Source organism: Thiocystis violascens DSM 198 (assembly GCF_000227745.2).
Lineage (GTDB): Bacteria > Pseudomonadota > Gammaproteobacteria > Chromatiales > Chromatiaceae > Chromatium > Chromatium violascens.
Genome location: NC_018012.1, coordinates 1,387,656 through 1,405,017, shown reverse-complemented (window position 1 = coordinate 1,405,017; position 17,362 = coordinate 1,387,656). Strand labels below are relative to the sequence as shown.

At 60.7% G+C, this 17,362-nt stretch carries 17 protein-coding genes; 3 read left to right on the top strand and 14 right to left on the bottom strand.

Annotated elements, in window-relative coordinates:
• Positions 1 to 105: 105 nt before the first annotated feature.
• From THIVI_RS06260 to THIVI_RS06240, 5 genes are all read right to left on the bottom strand, one after another.
• Complete coding sequence (locus tag THIVI_RS06260; RefSeq protein WP_041447215.1) at positions 106 to 1,215, bottom strand: IS5 family transposase; 1,110 nt, start codon at positions 1,213 to 1,215, stop codon at positions 106 to 108.
• 48 nt (positions 1,216 to 1,263) lie between these two features.
• Entirely contained in the window at positions 1,264 to 1,728 is a 465-nt protein-coding gene (locus THIVI_RS06255) for a hypothetical protein (RefSeq protein ID WP_041446854.1), read from the bottom strand.
• Between the two features lie 76 nt (positions 1,729 to 1,804).
• A complete protein-coding gene (locus THIVI_RS06250; protein WP_014777792.1) occupies positions 1,805 to 2,161 on the bottom strand; it encodes an HMA2 domain-containing protein in 357 nt (118 codons plus the stop codon).
• 95 nt (positions 2,162 to 2,256) lie between these two features.
• On the bottom strand, positions 2,257 to 2,478 hold the full coding sequence (locus THIVI_RS06245) for a hypothetical protein (protein WP_014777791.1): 222 nt from the start codon (positions 2,476 to 2,478) through the stop codon (positions 2,257 to 2,259).
• A gap of 40 nt (positions 2,479 to 2,518) precedes the next feature.
• Entirely contained in the window at positions 2,519 to 3,829 is a 1,311-nt protein-coding gene (locus tag THIVI_RS06240; RefSeq protein ID WP_014777790.1) for a cytochrome c family protein, read from the bottom strand.
• A gap of 318 nt (positions 3,830 to 4,147) precedes the next feature.
• On the opposite strand from THIVI_RS06240, the gene THIVI_RS06235 reads away from it, so the two are divergent.
• Positions 4,148 to 5,605, top strand: a complete 1,458-nt coding sequence (locus THIVI_RS06235) for a multiheme c-type cytochrome (protein WP_014777789.1) — start codon at positions 4,148 to 4,150, stop codon at positions 5,603 to 5,605.
• Positions 5,605 to 6,279, top strand: coding sequence for a cytochrome c3 family protein (locus THIVI_RS06230; RefSeq protein WP_014777788.1), 675 nt, complete (start codon positions 5,605 to 5,607; stop codon positions 6,277 to 6,279). Before THIVI_RS06235 ends, THIVI_RS06230 begins: the two co-directional genes overlap by 1 nt.
• A gap of 99 nt (positions 6,280 to 6,378) precedes the next feature.
• Here THIVI_RS06230 and THIVI_RS06225 read toward each other — a convergent pair whose 3' ends face one another.
• The 9 genes from THIVI_RS06225 to THIVI_RS06185 all read right to left on the bottom strand — a co-directional run bounded on the left by THIVI_RS06225 (position 6,379) and on the right by THIVI_RS06185 (position 15,424).
• The gene (locus tag THIVI_RS06225) at positions 6,379 to 6,600 is read right to left on the bottom strand and encodes a hypothetical protein (protein ID WP_014777787.1); all 222 of its coding nucleotides are present in this window, start codon (positions 6,598 to 6,600) and stop codon (positions 6,379 to 6,381) included.
• A gap of 239 nt (positions 6,601 to 6,839) precedes the next feature.
• Positions 6,840 to 7,712, bottom strand: a complete 873-nt coding sequence (locus THIVI_RS06220; protein WP_014777786.1) for a peptidylprolyl isomerase — start codon at positions 7,710 to 7,712, stop codon at positions 6,840 to 6,842.
• Positions 7,713 to 7,766: 54 nt separating this feature from the next.
• The gene (locus tag THIVI_RS06215) at positions 7,767 to 8,066 is read right to left on the bottom strand and encodes a YciI family protein (RefSeq protein WP_014777785.1); all 300 of its coding nucleotides are present in this window, start codon (positions 8,064 to 8,066) and stop codon (positions 7,767 to 7,769) included.
• A 1-nt stretch (position 8,067) separates the two neighbouring features.
• Positions 8,068 to 8,742, bottom strand: a complete 675-nt coding sequence (locus tag THIVI_RS06210; protein WP_014777784.1) for a septation protein A — start codon at positions 8,740 to 8,742, stop codon at positions 8,068 to 8,070.
• 1,043 nt (positions 8,743 to 9,785) lie between these two features.
• Positions 9,786 to 9,944, bottom strand: coding sequence for a hypothetical protein (locus tag THIVI_RS24490; RefSeq protein ID WP_157174373.1), 159 nt, complete (start codon positions 9,942 to 9,944; stop codon positions 9,786 to 9,788).
• 42 nt (positions 9,945 to 9,986) lie between these two features.
• A complete protein-coding gene (mdoH, locus tag THIVI_RS06200; RefSeq protein ID WP_014777782.1) occupies positions 9,987 to 12,098 on the bottom strand; it encodes a glucans biosynthesis glucosyltransferase MdoH in 2,112 nt (703 codons plus the stop codon).
• Positions 12,095 to 12,646 (bottom strand): hypothetical protein, encoded by a 552-nt coding sequence (locus tag THIVI_RS06195; protein ID WP_014777781.1) that lies wholly within the window; start codon positions 12,644 to 12,646, stop codon positions 12,095 to 12,097. Before THIVI_RS06195 ends, mdoH begins: the two co-directional genes overlap by 4 nt.
• Complete coding sequence (locus THIVI_RS06190; RefSeq protein WP_014777780.1) at positions 12,631 to 14,193, bottom strand: OpgD/OpgG family glucan biosynthesis protein; 1,563 nt, start codon at positions 14,191 to 14,193, stop codon at positions 12,631 to 12,633. Before THIVI_RS06190 ends, THIVI_RS06195 begins: the two co-directional genes overlap by 16 nt.
• Positions 14,194 to 14,590: 397 nt before the next feature.
• Positions 14,591 to 15,424 (bottom strand): DUF599 domain-containing protein, encoded by an 834-nt coding sequence (locus THIVI_RS06185; protein WP_014777779.1) that lies wholly within the window; start codon positions 15,422 to 15,424, stop codon positions 14,591 to 14,593.
• Between the two features lie 128 nt (positions 15,425 to 15,552).
• Here THIVI_RS06185 and THIVI_RS06180 point away from each other — a divergent pair, with 128 nt between their 5' ends.
• Positions 15,553 to 17,220, top strand: a complete 1,668-nt coding sequence (locus THIVI_RS06180; protein ID WP_014777778.1) for a sensor domain-containing diguanylate cyclase — start codon at positions 15,553 to 15,555, stop codon at positions 17,218 to 17,220.
• The last annotated feature ends 142 nt before the right edge of the window (positions 17,221 to 17,362 follow it).

Here is a 17,362-nt window from a genome sequence, read left to right as displayed (position 1 = left end):
GCGCTATTTTTGGATGTGATCGACCTTGGCCGCATCGACGATGGTCGGAACTGGCGCGGTTTAGGTATCGTTTAAACTAGGGGTACTAAGAGGGTGTAGACAAAATCAAACCGTTGTGGTCAACCGCCGCAGCAGGATGCGCGCCTCCGCCAGCCAAACCCAGGTTTCGGAGACCGCTGGCAGACGGTCATGATGCATGATCAATCGACGGGCACGCTCATTCCACGCATGGGTGCGCTCGACAACCCAGCGCTTCGGCAGCGGAACGAAGCCGTCGGCGTTGGCGATCACCACTCGGTCAGGCGCCCCGTCCACGTGCCAGGAGCCAACGCTTTTGTTGGCTGGATGGCGCACGACTTCCACGCGGATCGCGTGGGTCTGCTCGGTGGTTTGGGCAAATTGACCGGCGTAGGCGCTATCGACAAACAGCGTGTTGATCTGGGGGTACTTGGCGGCCGCGTCAGCGACGGCGCCCGAGGCGGCATCGCGGTCCTGAAGATTGGCCGCGACCACGCTCACCGCCAACACGAACCCCAAGGTATCGACCACCAGGCTGCGCTTGCGCCCCTTGACCTGCTTGCCCGCATCAAAGCCGCTCGGTCCACCCTGCGGCGAGCCGCGGGTCGATTGCGCATCCAGCACCGCCGCCGTCGGCGCGATCTCACGCCCCTCGCGTTCGCGCCATTGCCCCCGCAGTCGATCATGCATCTGCTCAAACTTCCCAGCCGCACTCCAACGGCGAAACGTCTTGTAGACATTCTGCCAAGGCGCGAAATCGTGCGGCAGCATCCGCCACGCGCACCCCGTGCGCACCACGTAGCAACACGCCTCCAGGATGCTCCGGCGCGACACGCGGGGCGGTTGACCCCGCCCGCCCGGCATCTCAAAGAGAGCGGCGACCAAGTCCCACTCCGCATCGGTCAGACAACTTGGGTAGCTTTGGTCGGGGTCGTGGCGACGATGCGCATCCGTATACCCATACCGACGCGGCGTTGCGCGCGCTTGCGCCTCGAGACCACTCTCGCCCCGGAGGCGCGTGACGCCCGCCTCCCGCAAGGACTTGCGAATCGTGGCTTCATGAGCCTCGATTCCCGTCCGTGCCGCGAGTTCCCGGGCAATCTCTGACAGCGTGGAGGTCGGGCGATCCGTGACAATTTGACGCAATACCGCTTGCTCCGCCTCGTGAATCTTGGGGGGACGACCAGCTTTCGACATCAGCGCACACCAGCTCAGTTGTAGACTGGTATACAAATAGCAGCTCAATTATTTTTGTCTACACCCTCTAACGTACCGGGAATGACTGGACCAATGCGGTTGCCCGCCCGCATCGCTGCCCAAGGGGCGGGCGGCGGGATACCAGCGGTTTGGATTGGAACGCGACGGCGATCTGAGCTGTGATCGTATCGGCGGACTCGCCGGTGCAGCCATCGGATTGCTGTAGTCGATGTCGCGCGCCCACTCGAGCGAGAGTGAAGTACGGTCGAAGATCTCCGATCGACCAGTCGAGCAGCCAGCGCTCTTCAGGAAGTCCAGCGCCAGGGTCTCGCGCGTGCCCTGGTAGGCGACCGCGGCCACCGACTCGCACCTCATGACCGGGAAAGTGAAGCCGGCCTCGATGTTCCAGGCCGAGAGCCTGGCTCCTTCGTCCTCGAAGCCGAGGCTGTCGAGGTCGAAGTCATCGGTCGTGGAGACGTACTCGCCGATAATCTCGAAGGCGCCGAAGGGCACATGGAGCTGACCGGCGGAGAGGAATAATGGGCTTTTTTGGCAAAAAACGCACCTTATCCCGCGAATTTCCCTGGCCTCACAACAAGACGCTGACGAGCTTCAAAGCCGAGCGTTCCATTGCTTTGTTGATGACTGCGCCGATCAGCGCCTTGCCAAACATCGCCCCCGCTTTGCTCGCGACTGCCGGATTCGTCCTCGGCATGGCCTGTGTGCAGCCAAGAGTCTTCATGACATCCAGCAGGGTCTGCTTCGTCAGCCGTTCCGAGTCATAGTGAACGGTGATGCTCCCGGCATGGGCATTGAGCCGAACCTGGGTGACACCGTCCATCGAGATCAAGCGTCTCTGTACCGATTGCGCCTCGCTGGAACTGCAGCGAAAGGCGTTCGAGCGGACGCGGAGTCTTCCTGGCACGGAATGGATCGAGTGGCTCATACGTAAATACCTCGGTATTACGATATCTCATGGAAACACGACTGGTTCGTATTCTACGCATGTCCGGAATATTGATGCAAGTAGTTCTTATTTTTTTAGATAGGGAAGGGGTAATCTTGCTTTTCATTGCCAAGCGATAAAAACTTGAGGATCGAGTCAAATGTCGTTGGCCAGGGGCAGTGCATGGAATTTGCGTTCCAGAGCTTGGAGCCGTTCGCGCTCGCCGGCTCCTCGCCCTGACCGTCGTCTCGTTCGGATTGATGCCGCCCGCGGCGCAACGTTTCGGCGCAGACAATCTTGGCGGCGATGGACACCATCGCCGCTCACAGCGACTTATATCCGCTGGAAAACCTTCCGCTACTCTCCGGAAATCTCTTTTTCGGCCACGGCGATTAAAACCGGCTCCGTGACATCCTTCGGTAACTCCGTAAACTTCTCGACCAGTGACGGCCAGAGCAGGTTGTAGTAAAGCTCGCCGCGCACCAGCACGACGCCCTCGGCGGGGATCTGGTAAACCAACTCACGGGTCTCGTGGGCTTTCAGTCGGCTGTCCTTGCCCGCCTGAGTCGCCGTCGGGGGCGGTGCCGGGTTGCCTTTATCGTCCGCCAGGCCATAGACGAAATACGCCTGCGGATCCTCCTTGGCCGGATGGCCCTTGGCGTTCTCCCACACCACCTCGCCGCTGGCGTTATAGGCGGTCAATTTCAGATTGAGGTTACGGAAGGGCGCGCCGGTTGGCATCGCATGGGGTTGCAGATTGCGGATCCAAACGGTCGTCTCGATGCTGTCGCCGACGGGCTTGCTCTTGATGTCGAAGACGATCGAGCGTTTGAGCATACCCTCATGATGGCCGCCTCCCATGGTGTGATCGGCGAAGCCGCCGGCGACCGGCATGTGGCAGGTCTGGCAGGCGACCTGACTGCCACCCGCGACGAATTCGTTGCCGGTCTGGCAGAGCGGGACGCCTTGGGGGTTATCGCGCTGATCGTGGCAGCCCATGCAGGCGTCGGAGGTGCGGAGTTGTATCGGATTCGCTTCCATGGTCAAGGCCGGGATTTGCTTGCCGTCCAGTTCCACCGCCTCGCCAAGATGCGGGTTCGGCTTCTGACCGTCCGACGATGCGTCGACGGCGCCGCCGAACAGGTCATCCGCGGCGGTCAGTTTCTGAAGTCCGCGCGGGAACCCAGCGGGGGCCTGGAGCGTATCGGCGACGTCATACGCCTTGAGTCCATAGCGGATCTTTCCCTTCTCGTCCTTGATGCCCTTGTAGCTTTTCAGCGTGTGGCAGGCCACGCAGTTGACGCCTTCGCTGTAGGCGGGGAGCGCGTCGAGCTTGGTGGTTTGGTCGCGCGCGGCGTTCGGGGCGTGGCACTGGAGACAGAGCGGGAATTTCCCCGATTTCTTGTGAATCATCCCTTCGGCGGTCGGATCGCCCACTTCCATCTTATAAAAGGTGCCATGAATCGGGTCGGAAAGCGCGGTGCTCTGGGCGTGCATCGAGCCTTTCCATTGTTGGAAAATGTCTTTATGGCAGGTTTCGCAGACCTCGGACGAGACGTGGTGGATCGGCTCGGCCTCCTCGGCAAGCGCGAGCGGAACCAGCGGGCCAGCGCCGATTCCGAGCGCAAGACCCAGGGGCATGAATGACAATGCGAGTCGGATACGCATGCTGTGTCGCTCCTCTTCTGTTGGTGGTTATCGTTGTCAACCGCGTCACTGGACAGTGGCTTAGGCTCAGGCGAGTCCGCGTCCGCTGAATAAAGACGCGAATAACTCTCCACGCGGCTGAGTGCATTGTTTGTCAGCCCTATTGGAAACGATAGTGCGTAAGGTCAATAAAAGACGATCACCAGTATCGTTGAATATGGTTATTTAATAGATCACTAATTGATTTGAAATAAGATCGCTCGCGAATCGGATTGTCCGAATCGTTTTGATTCCTATAATCCGCGTTCAATTGCATCAAGACCGGATGACGAGGTCGTTATGTCGAAGCCCGTGTTGTCGAAGCCCTTGCTTTGGGCCTTGATTCTTCTGTTTTCCTGTTTGGTTGGCGGCGGTCATGCGCTCGCGGACAAGGTCAAACTGGATCCGGGCAACTGGGGGCACGCGGCGGGAAAAGATTGCGTGAGCTGTCACTCCAAGGCATCGGCGGGACTGGCCAGCGAGTGGCGTGAGAGCGCGCATCAGGCGGCGGGTGTCAACTGCATGGATTGTCATCAGGCCGATCGTGCGGACGTAGACGCGATCGAACACGAGGGACAGATCATCGCGACCATCGTGTCCCCGAAGGATTGCGCGCGCTGTCATGAGAAGGAGTACGCCGAGCAGCAGGGATCGGTCCACGCGGAGGCCTTCGCGATGATCGAGGAACGGCTCCCGGCGCTGGCGGACAACGTCGGCGGTCCGGGCATGCGGGTGGCCTCCTGCGATCAGTGTCATGGCTCGCGGGTGAAGGTGAAGGGCGACGGGACGCTCGATGCGGCGACCTGGCCCAATTCCGGCATCGGCCGCATCAATCCGGACGGGTCGAAAGGCTCCTGTTCCTCCTGTCACGGCCGTCATCGCTTTTCCAAGGCCCAGGCCCGCGAGCCGGAGGCCTGCGTGCGTTGTCATTCCGGCCCCGATTCGCCGGACAAGGAGATCTTCGAGGCATCCAAGCACGGTATGCTCTATGTCGCCCAGCGCGACCAGATGAATCTACAGGCGCCGGAATGGGTGGCGGGGCGCGACTACACCGCCGCGCCGACCTGCGTGACCTGTCACATGGGCGCGGCCGGCAAGCTCCCGTCCAGCCATGATGTCGGGATGCGCAATGCCTGGAGCCTGAATTCGCCGGTCTCCCAGCGTCAGTTTCTGGTGGTGTTCGAGGACGGCGGCAAGCTGGAATTGCCCGCGAGCGAGCCGGTGCCCAAACGCGGCAGCGAGCTGACGCGCCCGGACGGCACGCTCGGCAAGGTGAAGTCGGTCGCGACCCCGGAGCGCCGTCGTCAGGCGATGAGCATGGTCTGCCTGGAGTGTCACGGCAAGACCTTCACCCAGGGCTTCATGGAACAGTTCGATGGGGTGGTGGAACTGTTCGACGGCAAGTTCGGCGAGCCGGCGCGGGCGATCATGGCGGGACTCTACGAACAGAACCTGCTGACGCCGACGCCCTTCGACGACCCCATCGAATTCACCTATTGGGAACTTTGGCATGACGAAGGCGCCCGCGCCCGTCATGGCGCGTCCATGATGAGTCCGAATCACGCCTGGTGGGAGGGGATGTATCTGGTCGGGCGCAACTTCTACGCGCGCTTTCTACCGGAGGCACGAGCAGTGGCCGGGGCGCGGGCCGCTGAGCTGGTCGAGGCGCATCTGACGGACCACGAACAGCATCAATGGCTGAACCGTCCCGATCAGTCCAGCACGATTCTTGGATTTGGAGCGGGGGAGGATCGCTGATGTCCAGCTTTGGCGCGCCACTGTTCATCACCCGGCACGTGCTGATCGCGCTGGTGGTCGGCGGACTCGGCGGGGTGCTCCTGATGGCCTTTCTGATCGAGTTCGACCATTTCACGAGCAGCAGCGAATTCTGCACCAGTTGTCACTCCATGACCTATGCCGAGGACAGTTATCGGCAAACCGCGCATTACGACTCGGCCTCCGGGGTGCGGGCCACCTGCGGGGATTGTCATGTCTCGGAAGGGTTGCTTGCGGCGACCTGGGACCATGCGATCGGCATCAAGGATCTGATCAAGCAGTTTCTGGGGCCTGACTATGACGATCCGGTCATCAACACTTTGCATCTGCCCGAGGCGGCCTTCGCGGCGCGCGCCTGGTTTCGCAAACGCGATTCGGCCACCTGTTCAAGGTGCCACACTCAGGAGGCGATTTTGGGTAAGCGCGCCGACACGGCGGCGATTCATCGCGAGGAAACCGAGGGCAAGAGCTGCATCGATTGTCACTACAACCTGGTCCATCGCAAGGTACCGGATGAACGGACCTTCAAGCGCGAAGCCTGGAACCGGATGGTCGAGGATGAGTTTGGACTGGAGCCGGGAATGGCGGCCAAGCTGATGATGGGGTCAAAAGAGGCGATCGGCTCGCTACCTGCGCTGTCGGAGCGATCGCCTTGAATCGCATCAGCACCGAGTAAACCGCGTCTCCACCGATGCCGCAGAAATCCTCAAAGTGAATCACGAAATGGAAATAACGCAGATCACTCTGGACGCGGTTTAGTGCAGACAGTTACCGAGTCGCTGGGCGTTGCCGGGAAGCACCGCGATGGCGAACGCGACGGCCAGGGTCAGGACGCCGGTGAAGACCAGCAGCAGTGCCGTATGGGCGGTCGGAACCATCAGCCCCGTGGTTTCGGCGAGCAGGAGCAAAAGCGTCCCGGAAACAAACAGCGTTGCGGACAGGATGACGGCCGCGCGCATGGTGTGACAGGTGATCATGGTCGTTCTCGATGAGTCGAAACATAATCATATTCTAATATAATTTTTCACTAATTCAATGGCTGAAGCGCTGCTCGACCGAAGTCGTCGATCAGAATTGCACGTGCCGTCGCAGTTTGCGTTTGGCGTCACGGGAGAGTTGCGGAATCGCGCATCGAATGACTCGATCCGGTTCCGAACCGAATGAAGGCCCTCTCCCCCGTTCGGGGAGAGGGCGCTGAACGCGGGCGCCCAGGGAGCTATTTTTTCTCGGGCGTGGCCTCAGGTGCATCCTGATTGGGCGTGACTTTCACAATTTCCTCGTTGAGTTCGACCATGGCGCTGTTGCGCATCTCGGCGATCTTCTCGCCGATCTTCTGGCGCTGTACCAAGGCAGTCAACTGAGGTCTCGCGTTCTCGAAGGAGGGCGGTTCGGCCTTGCGGGTTTCCTGCAGATTGATGACGTGCCAGCCGAATTGGGTTTGCACCGGGGTCTTGGAATAATCCCCAGGCTTCATGGCGGCAATCGCCTCGGCGAAGGGCGGAACCATCTGTTTCGGGTCGAACCAGCCAAGGTCTCCGCCATCCTTGCCGGTCGGACCGGTGGAGTGTTTCTTGGCCAATTCCGTGAAATCGGCCTTTTTATCTAGTTGCTTGATGATCTTCTTGGCCTCTTCCTCGTCCTTGACCAGGATATGGCGGGCTTTGTATTCCGTCCGCACGGCCTGTTCCTTGACCTTCTCGTAAGCCGCCTTGAGTTCGTCCTCGGTGGGTTTCAGTTCCTCGGCCATCGCGGACAGCGCAGCGTTGGACATCACTTTCATGCGCTCCAACTGCAAGGCCGCGACGACATTGCGCTCGCCTTCGAGCTTGCGGCGCTCGCCTTCCTGCGAGGCGACGACCAGACCCATGAATTCGTCGAATGCCTGCTGCTGGAAGGCCGGACTGTTCTCACCCTGATTCTGCTGCATCCGTTCCAGATAAAACATCCGGAAGACATCCAGCGGGTAGGGGGTGCCGTTGACAGTGGCAATCAGCGTGTCGGGCGAATCGGTGTCCTTGGCGTCTTCCGCGAAACTGCTTCCCGCGGCAAACAAGACACAGAGCAAAAGAGGCAGACGAGCTGTCTTCATAACGAAGGCTTCCATTGAAATGAAAAGATTGGGTTTTAACGGAACGTTAAAACATTAAGGAAAGACTTGCTTGAACGGTTTGATCAGGACTTCTCGATAGACACCCGCTTCGCGGTAAGGATCCGCGGCGGCCCAGGTTTCCGCCGCGCTCAGATCCGCAAACTCCGCCACGATGAGCGACCCCGAAAAACCGGCCTCGCCGGGTTCAGGGCTGTCGATGGCGGGATGGGGGCCAGCCAGAACCAGCCGCCCTTCGTCCAGCAGTGCCCGCAAGCGCGCGAGATGGGCGGGCCGGACGCGCTGGCGGTCCGGCAGACTGTTGGGGCGATCGACAGCGATGATGGCGTAGAGCACGTCAATCGGTCTCCAGTGTCTGGGATTCTTCCTTCACATGACGGGCCAGGTACAAGCCTTGTGCGATCACGAATGCGATCGTCATGCCCATCATACCGAAGAGTTTGAAGTTCACCCAGACCTCCTCGCCATCCTTGGCGATCCGACACAGCGCCAGCAACTCGCCGGCATAGGCCGAGGCGCAGTCGGAGAGATCGATCGCGGTTTGACCGCTGGCACCGATCAAGGCCTGTTGAGCGTCGAAAAATCCGCTTGCGATATAGACCACGAAAAGATTGGTCAGCCCCAGGAAGAGAAAAAAACCGGCCCAGAGCAGGTTCAGGCGTGCCCAGATGTCTGACGGAATCTCGATGGCATGACCCATCATGCGCTCGATCAGGGTGCGCTTTCCGATCATTTGACTGCCGAGAAAGGCTGCCGCGAACAGCCAATTGACCAGGGTTGGTTTCCACATCACGAAAATCGGGTCATGGAGCGCGAGGGTGAGTCCGCCGAAAACCGCCAGCAACGCCAGCGTCACCAGGTGCATCGTTTCGACGCGCCGGTGACGCAGCCAGAACCAGCCGACCTGGAGCGCTGCGGCGGCGATTGCCACGCCGGTGGCGACGTAGATGTCGGTCAGTTTATAGACGATAAAAAACAACAGGATGGGGAGAAAATCGAGCAATAGTTTCATCGGTGATTCCTTGTAAGGATCCGCGCGCGGGCAGGGTCTCTTAAACCTTGCGAGCATAAGACCCGATGGCGGTCGCGGTAAAGTGGGTCTTTCATTTTGCAGCAATTCTCAAGTATTGCTTGATGGAAGTGAGAAACCCTGAAAATTCATGCGAATGGCGAAAGATTTCCGGTTCGTCCCGAGTTCTGAGTCCTGAACGGCTGCCGGGACACCACTGCTCATCCAGTGACGTTTAAACTGAGAATTGCTTCCGGATATGTCGCCGACAAGATCCATGCTGAAGCCGACTTCTCGACCAGTCTCGCAGACCATTGCCGAACCGCACAGAATTTGGAGGCATCATCGTGTATCCCAGGATTTTGACGACACTGACAGGCATCGCGCTCCTCGTTCTGGCCATTCCCGGCTGCCTGGTCACCGTGAGTCCCCCGGCGATTGGCATCGCTGTTGGGCCGGCGCTCGAATATGGCTACCGGCCAGTGTTTTACGACGGCTACGTGGTGTATTTTTCCGACCATGGCCGCCCTTATTATTGGCGTAGCGGTGTCCGTCGCTGGATTCCCGACCATGCGCGCGCACGCTACAGCTCGCACTGGCGCCGCGATCAGCCGGCCTATCGGAACTGGTACTACCGTCACCGTGGCAGCGACGATCGAGCACATCGTGTCAAGGAACGCGACGGACGGCGGCCGCGACCGGCCGGCGGACCGGGCATCAAGCGGGAAAACCGTCCGAGTCCGGCCCGCGATCCGGGGATTTCGCCAGACCGGCGACGCGCTCTACCACGCGACGGATCCCGCGACGGCCGCGATCCATTAAGATCGTCGATCCGTCAAGGCGACAGAGGGGGTGGCCGCGCGGGTATTCAAGCGCCAACCCGGCGGTCAGGGGGCGATCCTCAAGATCGAGGCTGGTCAAGGAGACAAGGGCCATCGCCACGCGCCGTGAGCGAACGACAGGGGGGCAGGGGACTCGCGGCCCCGGTTCACCATCGTTTGAGCGTCGTTCACGTTGATTCCGTTAGAAATTTCCCCGAAAATCGCCTAAGGGGATTTCGCAGCGTGAAGCCGTTCGTGGTTCGAGTGCCTCACCACGAACGGCTTGATAGCCATGAACGGCTTGATGGCCACGAACGGCTTGATAGCCACGAACGGCTTGATGGCCACGAACGGCTTGATAGCCACGAACGGCTTGATAGCCACGAGCGGCCTTATAGCCATCGCATGTGATTTTCCAACAATCGCCTAAACCCCCGGAAATCTGGGCGAGGTCGGGGGTGGTTCCAACTCGGCCCACAAGAGGGTATGCAACCCGTATAGCCCATCCCGATGGGAGATCAGCGTGCGTTTCTCCAGGGTGGTCAAGCTGTCCGATCCCTCGTCCTGGAGTTTGAAGAGCAGGCCCTCCAGCGCGTGATGACGGCGGCGGCTTGGCGTTTCGTCCGGTAGCAGGGAGGCGTGCAGGGCGTAGGTCGCGGGGGTCATGACGGCCCGGGACCAGAGGTCGCGGGCATTGGGCGTGGCGCCCAAGGGCGTTGCGGTCGCCGCGCCCTTGGAGCCGGGCGGAGGCACCAGGTTTTCCTCCAGCAACTGGAGAACCCGGGGTTCCTCGGTTTCCTCGGGCGTCATGAACAGACCGGCGCGCCGCGCCAGACGGCCGATCGAGGTCCGACTGGTGATCATGGAGACCGGAATCGAGAGCGCGAGTCCCGCTAGCACCGGGGTAAACCACCAGAAAAAGGCGGGGACATAAGTATAGGTCGCAACCCCGGCAGCGACCGCGATTAGGGTGTGAACGCCATGCGCGCCCACCGCCTCGGCCAACCCGGTCTGATGATCGCCGCGCTCCTGGGCAGGCCAGCCCACGGAGGTTCTTAGCAGGATCGCCGCCACGAACTTGCTCTGAAACAACATCAGCACGGGGGCGAGCAGGACGGAAAAAAAGCTCTCGATCAGCACGCTCAGCGCCGCTCTTGGCAGGCCGCCGAAGCGCCGTGCCTGAATCGGGTCGAAGGCCAGCAGAACCAGGGAAAGCAGCTTCGGCAGAAACAGCAGGGCCAGGGTCACCCACAACACGGTGGCCATTTCGACCGCATAGGACTCGGGCCAGACCGGAAGCACATTGTCCCCGAAGAAATAGACCGGTACCTTCAGGCTCCTGAAATAGGCCTCGATTCCGGTCGCGATCAGGAACAGCAGCCACAGGGGCGACGCCAGATAGGACATCACGCCCATCGCGAAATGGATGCGGCTCAAGGATTTGAAGCCGCGCGCCAGGATGAGACGGGAATGCTGGAGGTTGCCCTGACACCAGCGCCGATCCCGCTTGGCGTAGTCGATCAGGGTCGGCGGGATCTCTTCGTAGCTGCCGCCCAGATCGTCCGCGAGCCGAACCTTCCAGCCCGCGCGCGCCAGCAGGGCGGCCTCGACAAAATCGTGACTGAGGATCTCCCCGCCGAAGGGCTCGTGTCCCGGCAATTGGGGCAGACCGCAATGCTCGGCAAAGGGCCGGACCCGAATGATGGCGTTGTGACCCCAGAAATTCGCCGTGTCCTGCTGCCAATAGGCCAGTCCCGCCACGAACATATTGCCGTACAGGCTACCGGCGAATTGCAGCATGCGCGCGAACAGCGAGGAGCGATTGACCGGCACCGGCGGCACCTGAATCAGGGCAACGCGCCGGTCGGACTCCATGCGCCGAACCATCTCCAGCAGGGTTTCGCCGGTCATGATGCTGTCGGCGTCGAGGACGATCATGTAGCGATAGCGGCCGCCCCACTGCCGGCAGAAGTCGGCCAGATTACCGCTCTTGCGGGCGGTGTTTTCCACCCGGTTGCGATAAAAGAGTCGCGCCGGCTGGCCCAGTTCCAGCGCCCATTGGCGCCACTGGAGCTCCTCCTGGATCCAGGTCTCGGGATCGCGGGTATCGCTCAGCACGAAGATCTCGAATCCCTCGGGATGCCCCGTCTCCGCCAGGGATTGAACGATGGCCCTCAAACCCGCGAAGACCCGTTGCGGATCCTCGTTGTACACCGGCATCACCAGGGCGGTTTTAAATGGCTCGTTCGCTTCTTCCGGGTGGTCTTGAACGACGTCTCCAGCCGGAGCGCGACGGCCCATGCGCCGCAGGATCCGCGCAAACCCAAGGGCGGCGGTCCAGAAGGAGGCCGTGATCCAGAGCATCAGGATCGCATAGAGGATCAGGAGCGCCAGTTCCAGGGGGGTGATGCCCTCATCCTGGATCGCCGCCGACAGCAGGGACATGGCGCCCAGCGTGGTGAGGATCACCAGGGAGAAAAAGATCGGTCGGTGAAAGTGGCGTCCCCAGCCGGAAAATCGCCCAGTGTTGGTCGTCATGACCGGTCTCCGCGAGGGTTCGTTGGCAGGTCCGGCTGACAGAAGAGCCGGCAGATGGCGTCGGCAATCCGCCGGCGCAGACGGTGACAGCAAAGCTCGATCGTGCTTGCCTGCATCGTCAGGGGCGCGAATTCCGGCACGGTGTCACGCTGGAGCGCACGGATCGCCGGGGCCAGCGAATCGCCCGCGAGACCGGCCCAGCGCGCGCTCCAGCCGGGGATGGTGCCGCCGAGTGCCGCCGCGCGCGCCGTGGCGAGCGCATTCGCGTCGCCGTCGATGCCCAATTCCACGGCCAGCCATTGGTCGATCAATGCGAGGGTCTCCTCGATCGCGGCCTCCACGGCATCCTCTAGCGCGGCATGGGTTGCGCGAACCTCCAAGCGCAGACGCACCTGTTCGCTGAGCCGGTCGATCTCCAGGCGATCCCTGACGCCCAAGGCCGTCAGATACTCGAGCACGCGCGGCGCCGCGCGTGTCCAGTCGGTGGCTTCCGTCGGGATGGTCGCGCCGCCCAGGAGGGCGGGCGCCGAGTCTATTCGCGCACCCATCGGAAGCTCCAGGTCTCGCTGAGAACGTCATCGCCATGACGCAGGAAGGCGCGCAGATCGGCGGGCGTATTGCCATCCGGGGTCAACTCGAAGAACAGCCGTTGGCCATGCGTTTCCGGGTTGGCCTGGACCACCGGCTTGGACACATGGCCGGAGGTGGTCAGAACCACGGCCTCGACCGGGGTTTCCGGATCCAGCCCCGCCAATGTCTCGCCCGCGAAATCGACCACGAATTTACGTACGCCGGAATCCAGGATATCGGTTCCCCCGGCCCCCACGCGAGTCGAGCTGACGCGCCCGCCGAGCATGCCGGCCTCGGGATCTCGGGTAAACCGTATACGGTATTCAAATTCGAACTCCTGGCCGGATTCGGTTCGCCGCTCCGGGATCCAGTAGGCGCCAATGTTGTCGTAACGCTCGGCGTTACTTGGAATCTCGACCAACTCCACGACGCCCTTGCCCCAGTCGCCGATCGGCTCGACCACCGCGCTCGGACGGTTCTGATAGTGGGCCTCCAGATCCTCATAACTGCGGAAATCCCGGTCGCGCTGCAGGAGTGCGAAGGAGCGCGGGTTTTCGACCTGGAAATTGCTCACTCGAAGGCCAACGGGATTGACGAGCGGGCGCCAGATCCGCTCGCCGTAGCCGGTCTCGATCAGCAGGCCGTCCGAGTCATGGACCTCCGGACGGAAATCGTCGATGAAGCGATCCGTATTCTCGCCATGGAAGAACATGCTGGTCAGGGGCGCCACACCGAGTTTCTGCACCGACTTGCGGAAGAAGAGCCGCGCCTTGACATCGATCACGGTCTCGATACCGGGGCGGATCACGAAGCGATAGGCTCCCGCCACGCTTTCGCTATCCAAGAGAGCATAAAGCGTGATCTCGGTGGCGTCCGCGTCGGGCTTGCGGATCCAGAACTCGCGAAACACTGGGAACTCTTCCTGGCTCGGCAATCCGGTATCGATGGCTAGCCCGCGCGCGGAGAGCCCGTAGTTGAGATCCTTGCCCAGCGCGCGGAAATAGCTGGCCCCCTGGAACACCGTGAGATCGTCGAAGATCTGATCCCGATTGAGCGGATACATCAGGCGCAGACCGGCGTACCCAAGATCGCCGGGCATGTCGTCGGGCACCCGATTTTTGCCGTAATTGAACAGATCGTGACGAAACACGACCGGTGTCGACTGCCCCTCTTCGATCAAATTGATCGTTACCCGATCCTTGGAGAGAAATCCCCGATGAAAGAAATTCATCTGAAACGGCAAACTTTCGTTGCGCCACAGATTTTGCGTGGGATCAAAGCGGATATCGCGGTAGCGATCGTAATCCAGGTCGGAGAGATAGTCGGGCAGTTCCGGGCGGTCAGGCGAGTAGGGACCGGTTGCCAGTTCGGCCGCGCGCCGGACGACCGCCGCGAAGGTGAATTCGCCGGGAACGCCTTCGGTCAGCGCGGGTTCCGCGACACCGATCTCTTCCGCCGCGCAGACGCCACCGGCAATCGCGAGCGCCAGACCAAGGGGTATGAGTCCAATTCGACGAGGTGTCATTGTTGTTGAATCTCGATTGATGACTAAATCTTAAGGTGATTTCCGGGAACCCTCAGAACAAACTCAATCCGCTCGCGGCGAGTCCCGATCTCTTCGGCTCCCTTCGGCTTCGCTCAGGACGAGTCGCTCAGGGCGGCCGCCCGGGGCGAGTGGGAAATCGGTCGATCATTTCCCGGCAATCGCCTAAACCGCGTGCGGCATGGCATGCGTCGTTGATGGATCCGAATCGATCCGCAAGCCCTACCGTCTGGCATGGGTTGATGAGCGTCTTGACCAAACACAGCCTGCTCGTTTAGCCGCGCTATTGTAGCTTGAAACCTTGCTCCGCACCTTCCGATGCGCGCGCCCCGAAGGTTTGCGCAACAGTTCGTTATTTCCTTGTTTTTCTAATGCTTAATCACATTGATCGGTCACTCGGAGACGAGACGTCGATTTTGGTTCGAGGTTGCGTCTCTGGCGAACGGATCGAATTCTCCTGATTCCGTTTTTCCGTATCGATGTCGGGGCTCGCGTGCGGATCCTTGGTGTGGGCGGTCGCCGCGCGATTTCGACGCGACTGCCTAGGATCGACCCGGTAATCGAAGCGATAGAGCAGAGTCAGCGAGATCAGCGTCCCGCCCAGGAACCAGTCCGGTCCGATCAGCCAGAACAGAACAGGGGTCGCCAGGAGAAAGCCCCGGGTTCCACGGTTGTAATGTCCGCTGGCGCGGTTAAGGGTGTCGGCGGTCGATGCCAGGCCAGACTCGTTGAAATACGTGGACGGCAGGTTGATCAGGAAACCGGTGTGATTGTAATAGCGCAAGGAGAGGGCGAAGTGCAGAAAGCAGCCGAAAAAGATGGCGGCGATCAGCAACAGCTTGAGCCGGACCAGATTCGCGCTGGTCGGCGCGAGACTGAGCGCATGGGACAGATCGTTCAGGTCGACACCATTGAAGGCGACGCCCATCACCCCAAGCCCGATGAGCATCGACGTGGAGGCGAACAGGGTCGCGGACATCACCCAGTTGCGCAGCGTCTGGATCGCCAGGATGCCATTGGCGCTGTCGCGCATGGTTTCGACCCAGGCACGGCGCAGACGATCGGAACGGCCACGATGGGTGCGCTCGGGATCCACGCGAAAGACGCGCCAGAGAGACAGGTGGTAGCCAATCAGGAGCAGGAGTCCGCAGGCGTCCGCGATCCAGGCCAGGAGCGGACGGTCGAGCAGGGTTAGCATGGCGTCAATCTGCATGGATCGATTCTCGCAATCGTGGGGGATTTTCGTTCCTTCAACTGTTCGCAAGCCGACCGAGAGCGGTCGAACCAACTCTCTCCCGGCGCTACACTTCATGTCTTGCGAAACCAATCGAATTCAAAATGATGTCGACGCCTGCTCCGAACCAATGGAAAGAAAAATATCTCTCCACTCTCGATGAAATCGAGACAAAGGAAAAAGCCTGGGAACAGATCGAAACTATCCTTCGTCAGGCAGTCTCGCGACTCGCGCTGGCCGCCGAGACATCCGATACGCAGATGAAAGGACAACTGGAGACTCTGCGAAGCGCGATCCGCAAGAACGCGACAGCCAGTCAGATCGGCAAGCTGATGGAGGATATCTCCAGTTCCATGGTGCGTCTCGACCAGGAACGAGGAGATGGCAGCGATAGTATCAAGAGTCAATTGTCCCGACTGGAAGGCAACCTGGACAAACTCCGGGTGCCGGATGGACTGAAGCAAGACACCAAAGAACTCCGAACGCAATTGCGAGACGCCCTGCGGAGCAACGACCTCAAACCCGCGCTGGATGCCTACTCGGGTTACGTGGATAAACTCGTTGCATGTCTGGCCGCGCCCCAGCAGGATGGTCGGGACGGTCTGTTCGGCCGGTTCTTCGGGCGCAAACCGGCCGAGGGCATCCAGGAAAATCCGGGCGAGCCTGGTCTGGCGCCCGCCCTGGCTTTGGATACGCGCGAGCTGAACGTCCAGGATGCCAGCACCGATGCGCCGCCGGCCTTCAACCAGGTTTTGTTCGATCTGCTCCATCGTCTGGATCTGCCCGCGGCAGTGTCCGCCCAGTTTCAGTCGATCGCCACGCTGCTGCATGAGCCGCCATCGTCCGATTTGGCCCGCCGGGTGGTGGCGGACATCGCCGAACTGATGGCCAAGGCGCGTCAGCATGTGGAACAGGAAAAAAAGGAGATCGAGACCTTTCTGTCCCAGCTCACCGGACGCCTTCAAGATCTGGATCGCTACCTTGAGGACGCGGTCGGATACCGCGGACAATCGGCCCAACAGGGCGATGCCATCGATAAGAGCATGTCCGCCGAGGTCGACGGGATCCGCAAATCGGTGGACGAGGCCGAGAACATCGATCAGCTCAAGGCGTCAATTCAGGCGCGCCTGAGCAGCATCCAACTCCACATGGACGCCCGCAAGCGTCTGGAGCAGGATCGGTTGAAACAGGCGGACAGCGAGATCGATCACCTGAAGCAGGCGCTGGCCAAGGTGCATCAGGAAAGCGGCGAACTACGGGTACGCCTGAGTCAGGAACGTGACCGCGCCCTGCGCGACGCCTTGACCGGGCTCAATAACCGTCTCGCCTATGACGAGCGGATCACGCAGGAATGCGAACGCTGGGAGCGGTATGGCAGACCCACGGTGCTGAGTATCTGGGATGTCGATCACTTCAAGCGAGTCAATGACCAGTTCGGTCATAGCGCCGGGGACAATGTGCTGAAGATCCTTGGCAATCTGCTGAACAAACATACGCGTAAAAGCGATTTTATTGCCCGTTTCGGCGGCGAGGAGTTTATGTTGCTGCTCCCCGAAACCGATATCCAGACCGCGTTCGAGGTGGCCGACAAGCTTCGTGAATTTATCGCCGCGGCGAAGTTTCTGTACCGCGGTCAACCGGTCCCGGTCACCATGTCGTGCGGTCTGGCCGAATGTGTCGTCGGCGATACCCCGGAGAGCCTCTACCGCCGGGCGGATACGGCGCTCTACGAGGCGAAACAGGGGGGACGCAATTGCTGCAGGATTGGCGACTAGTACAACTGCGCCGAAGTTCCAAATTCCAGCCACCGTTCACTCGTGACACTGCGGAGCGGTGTCACGAGATCCATACGGACATTGTCTTGTCTCGCGGTCCGCTCAGAGGGTGTAGACAAAAATAATTGAGCTGCTATTTGTA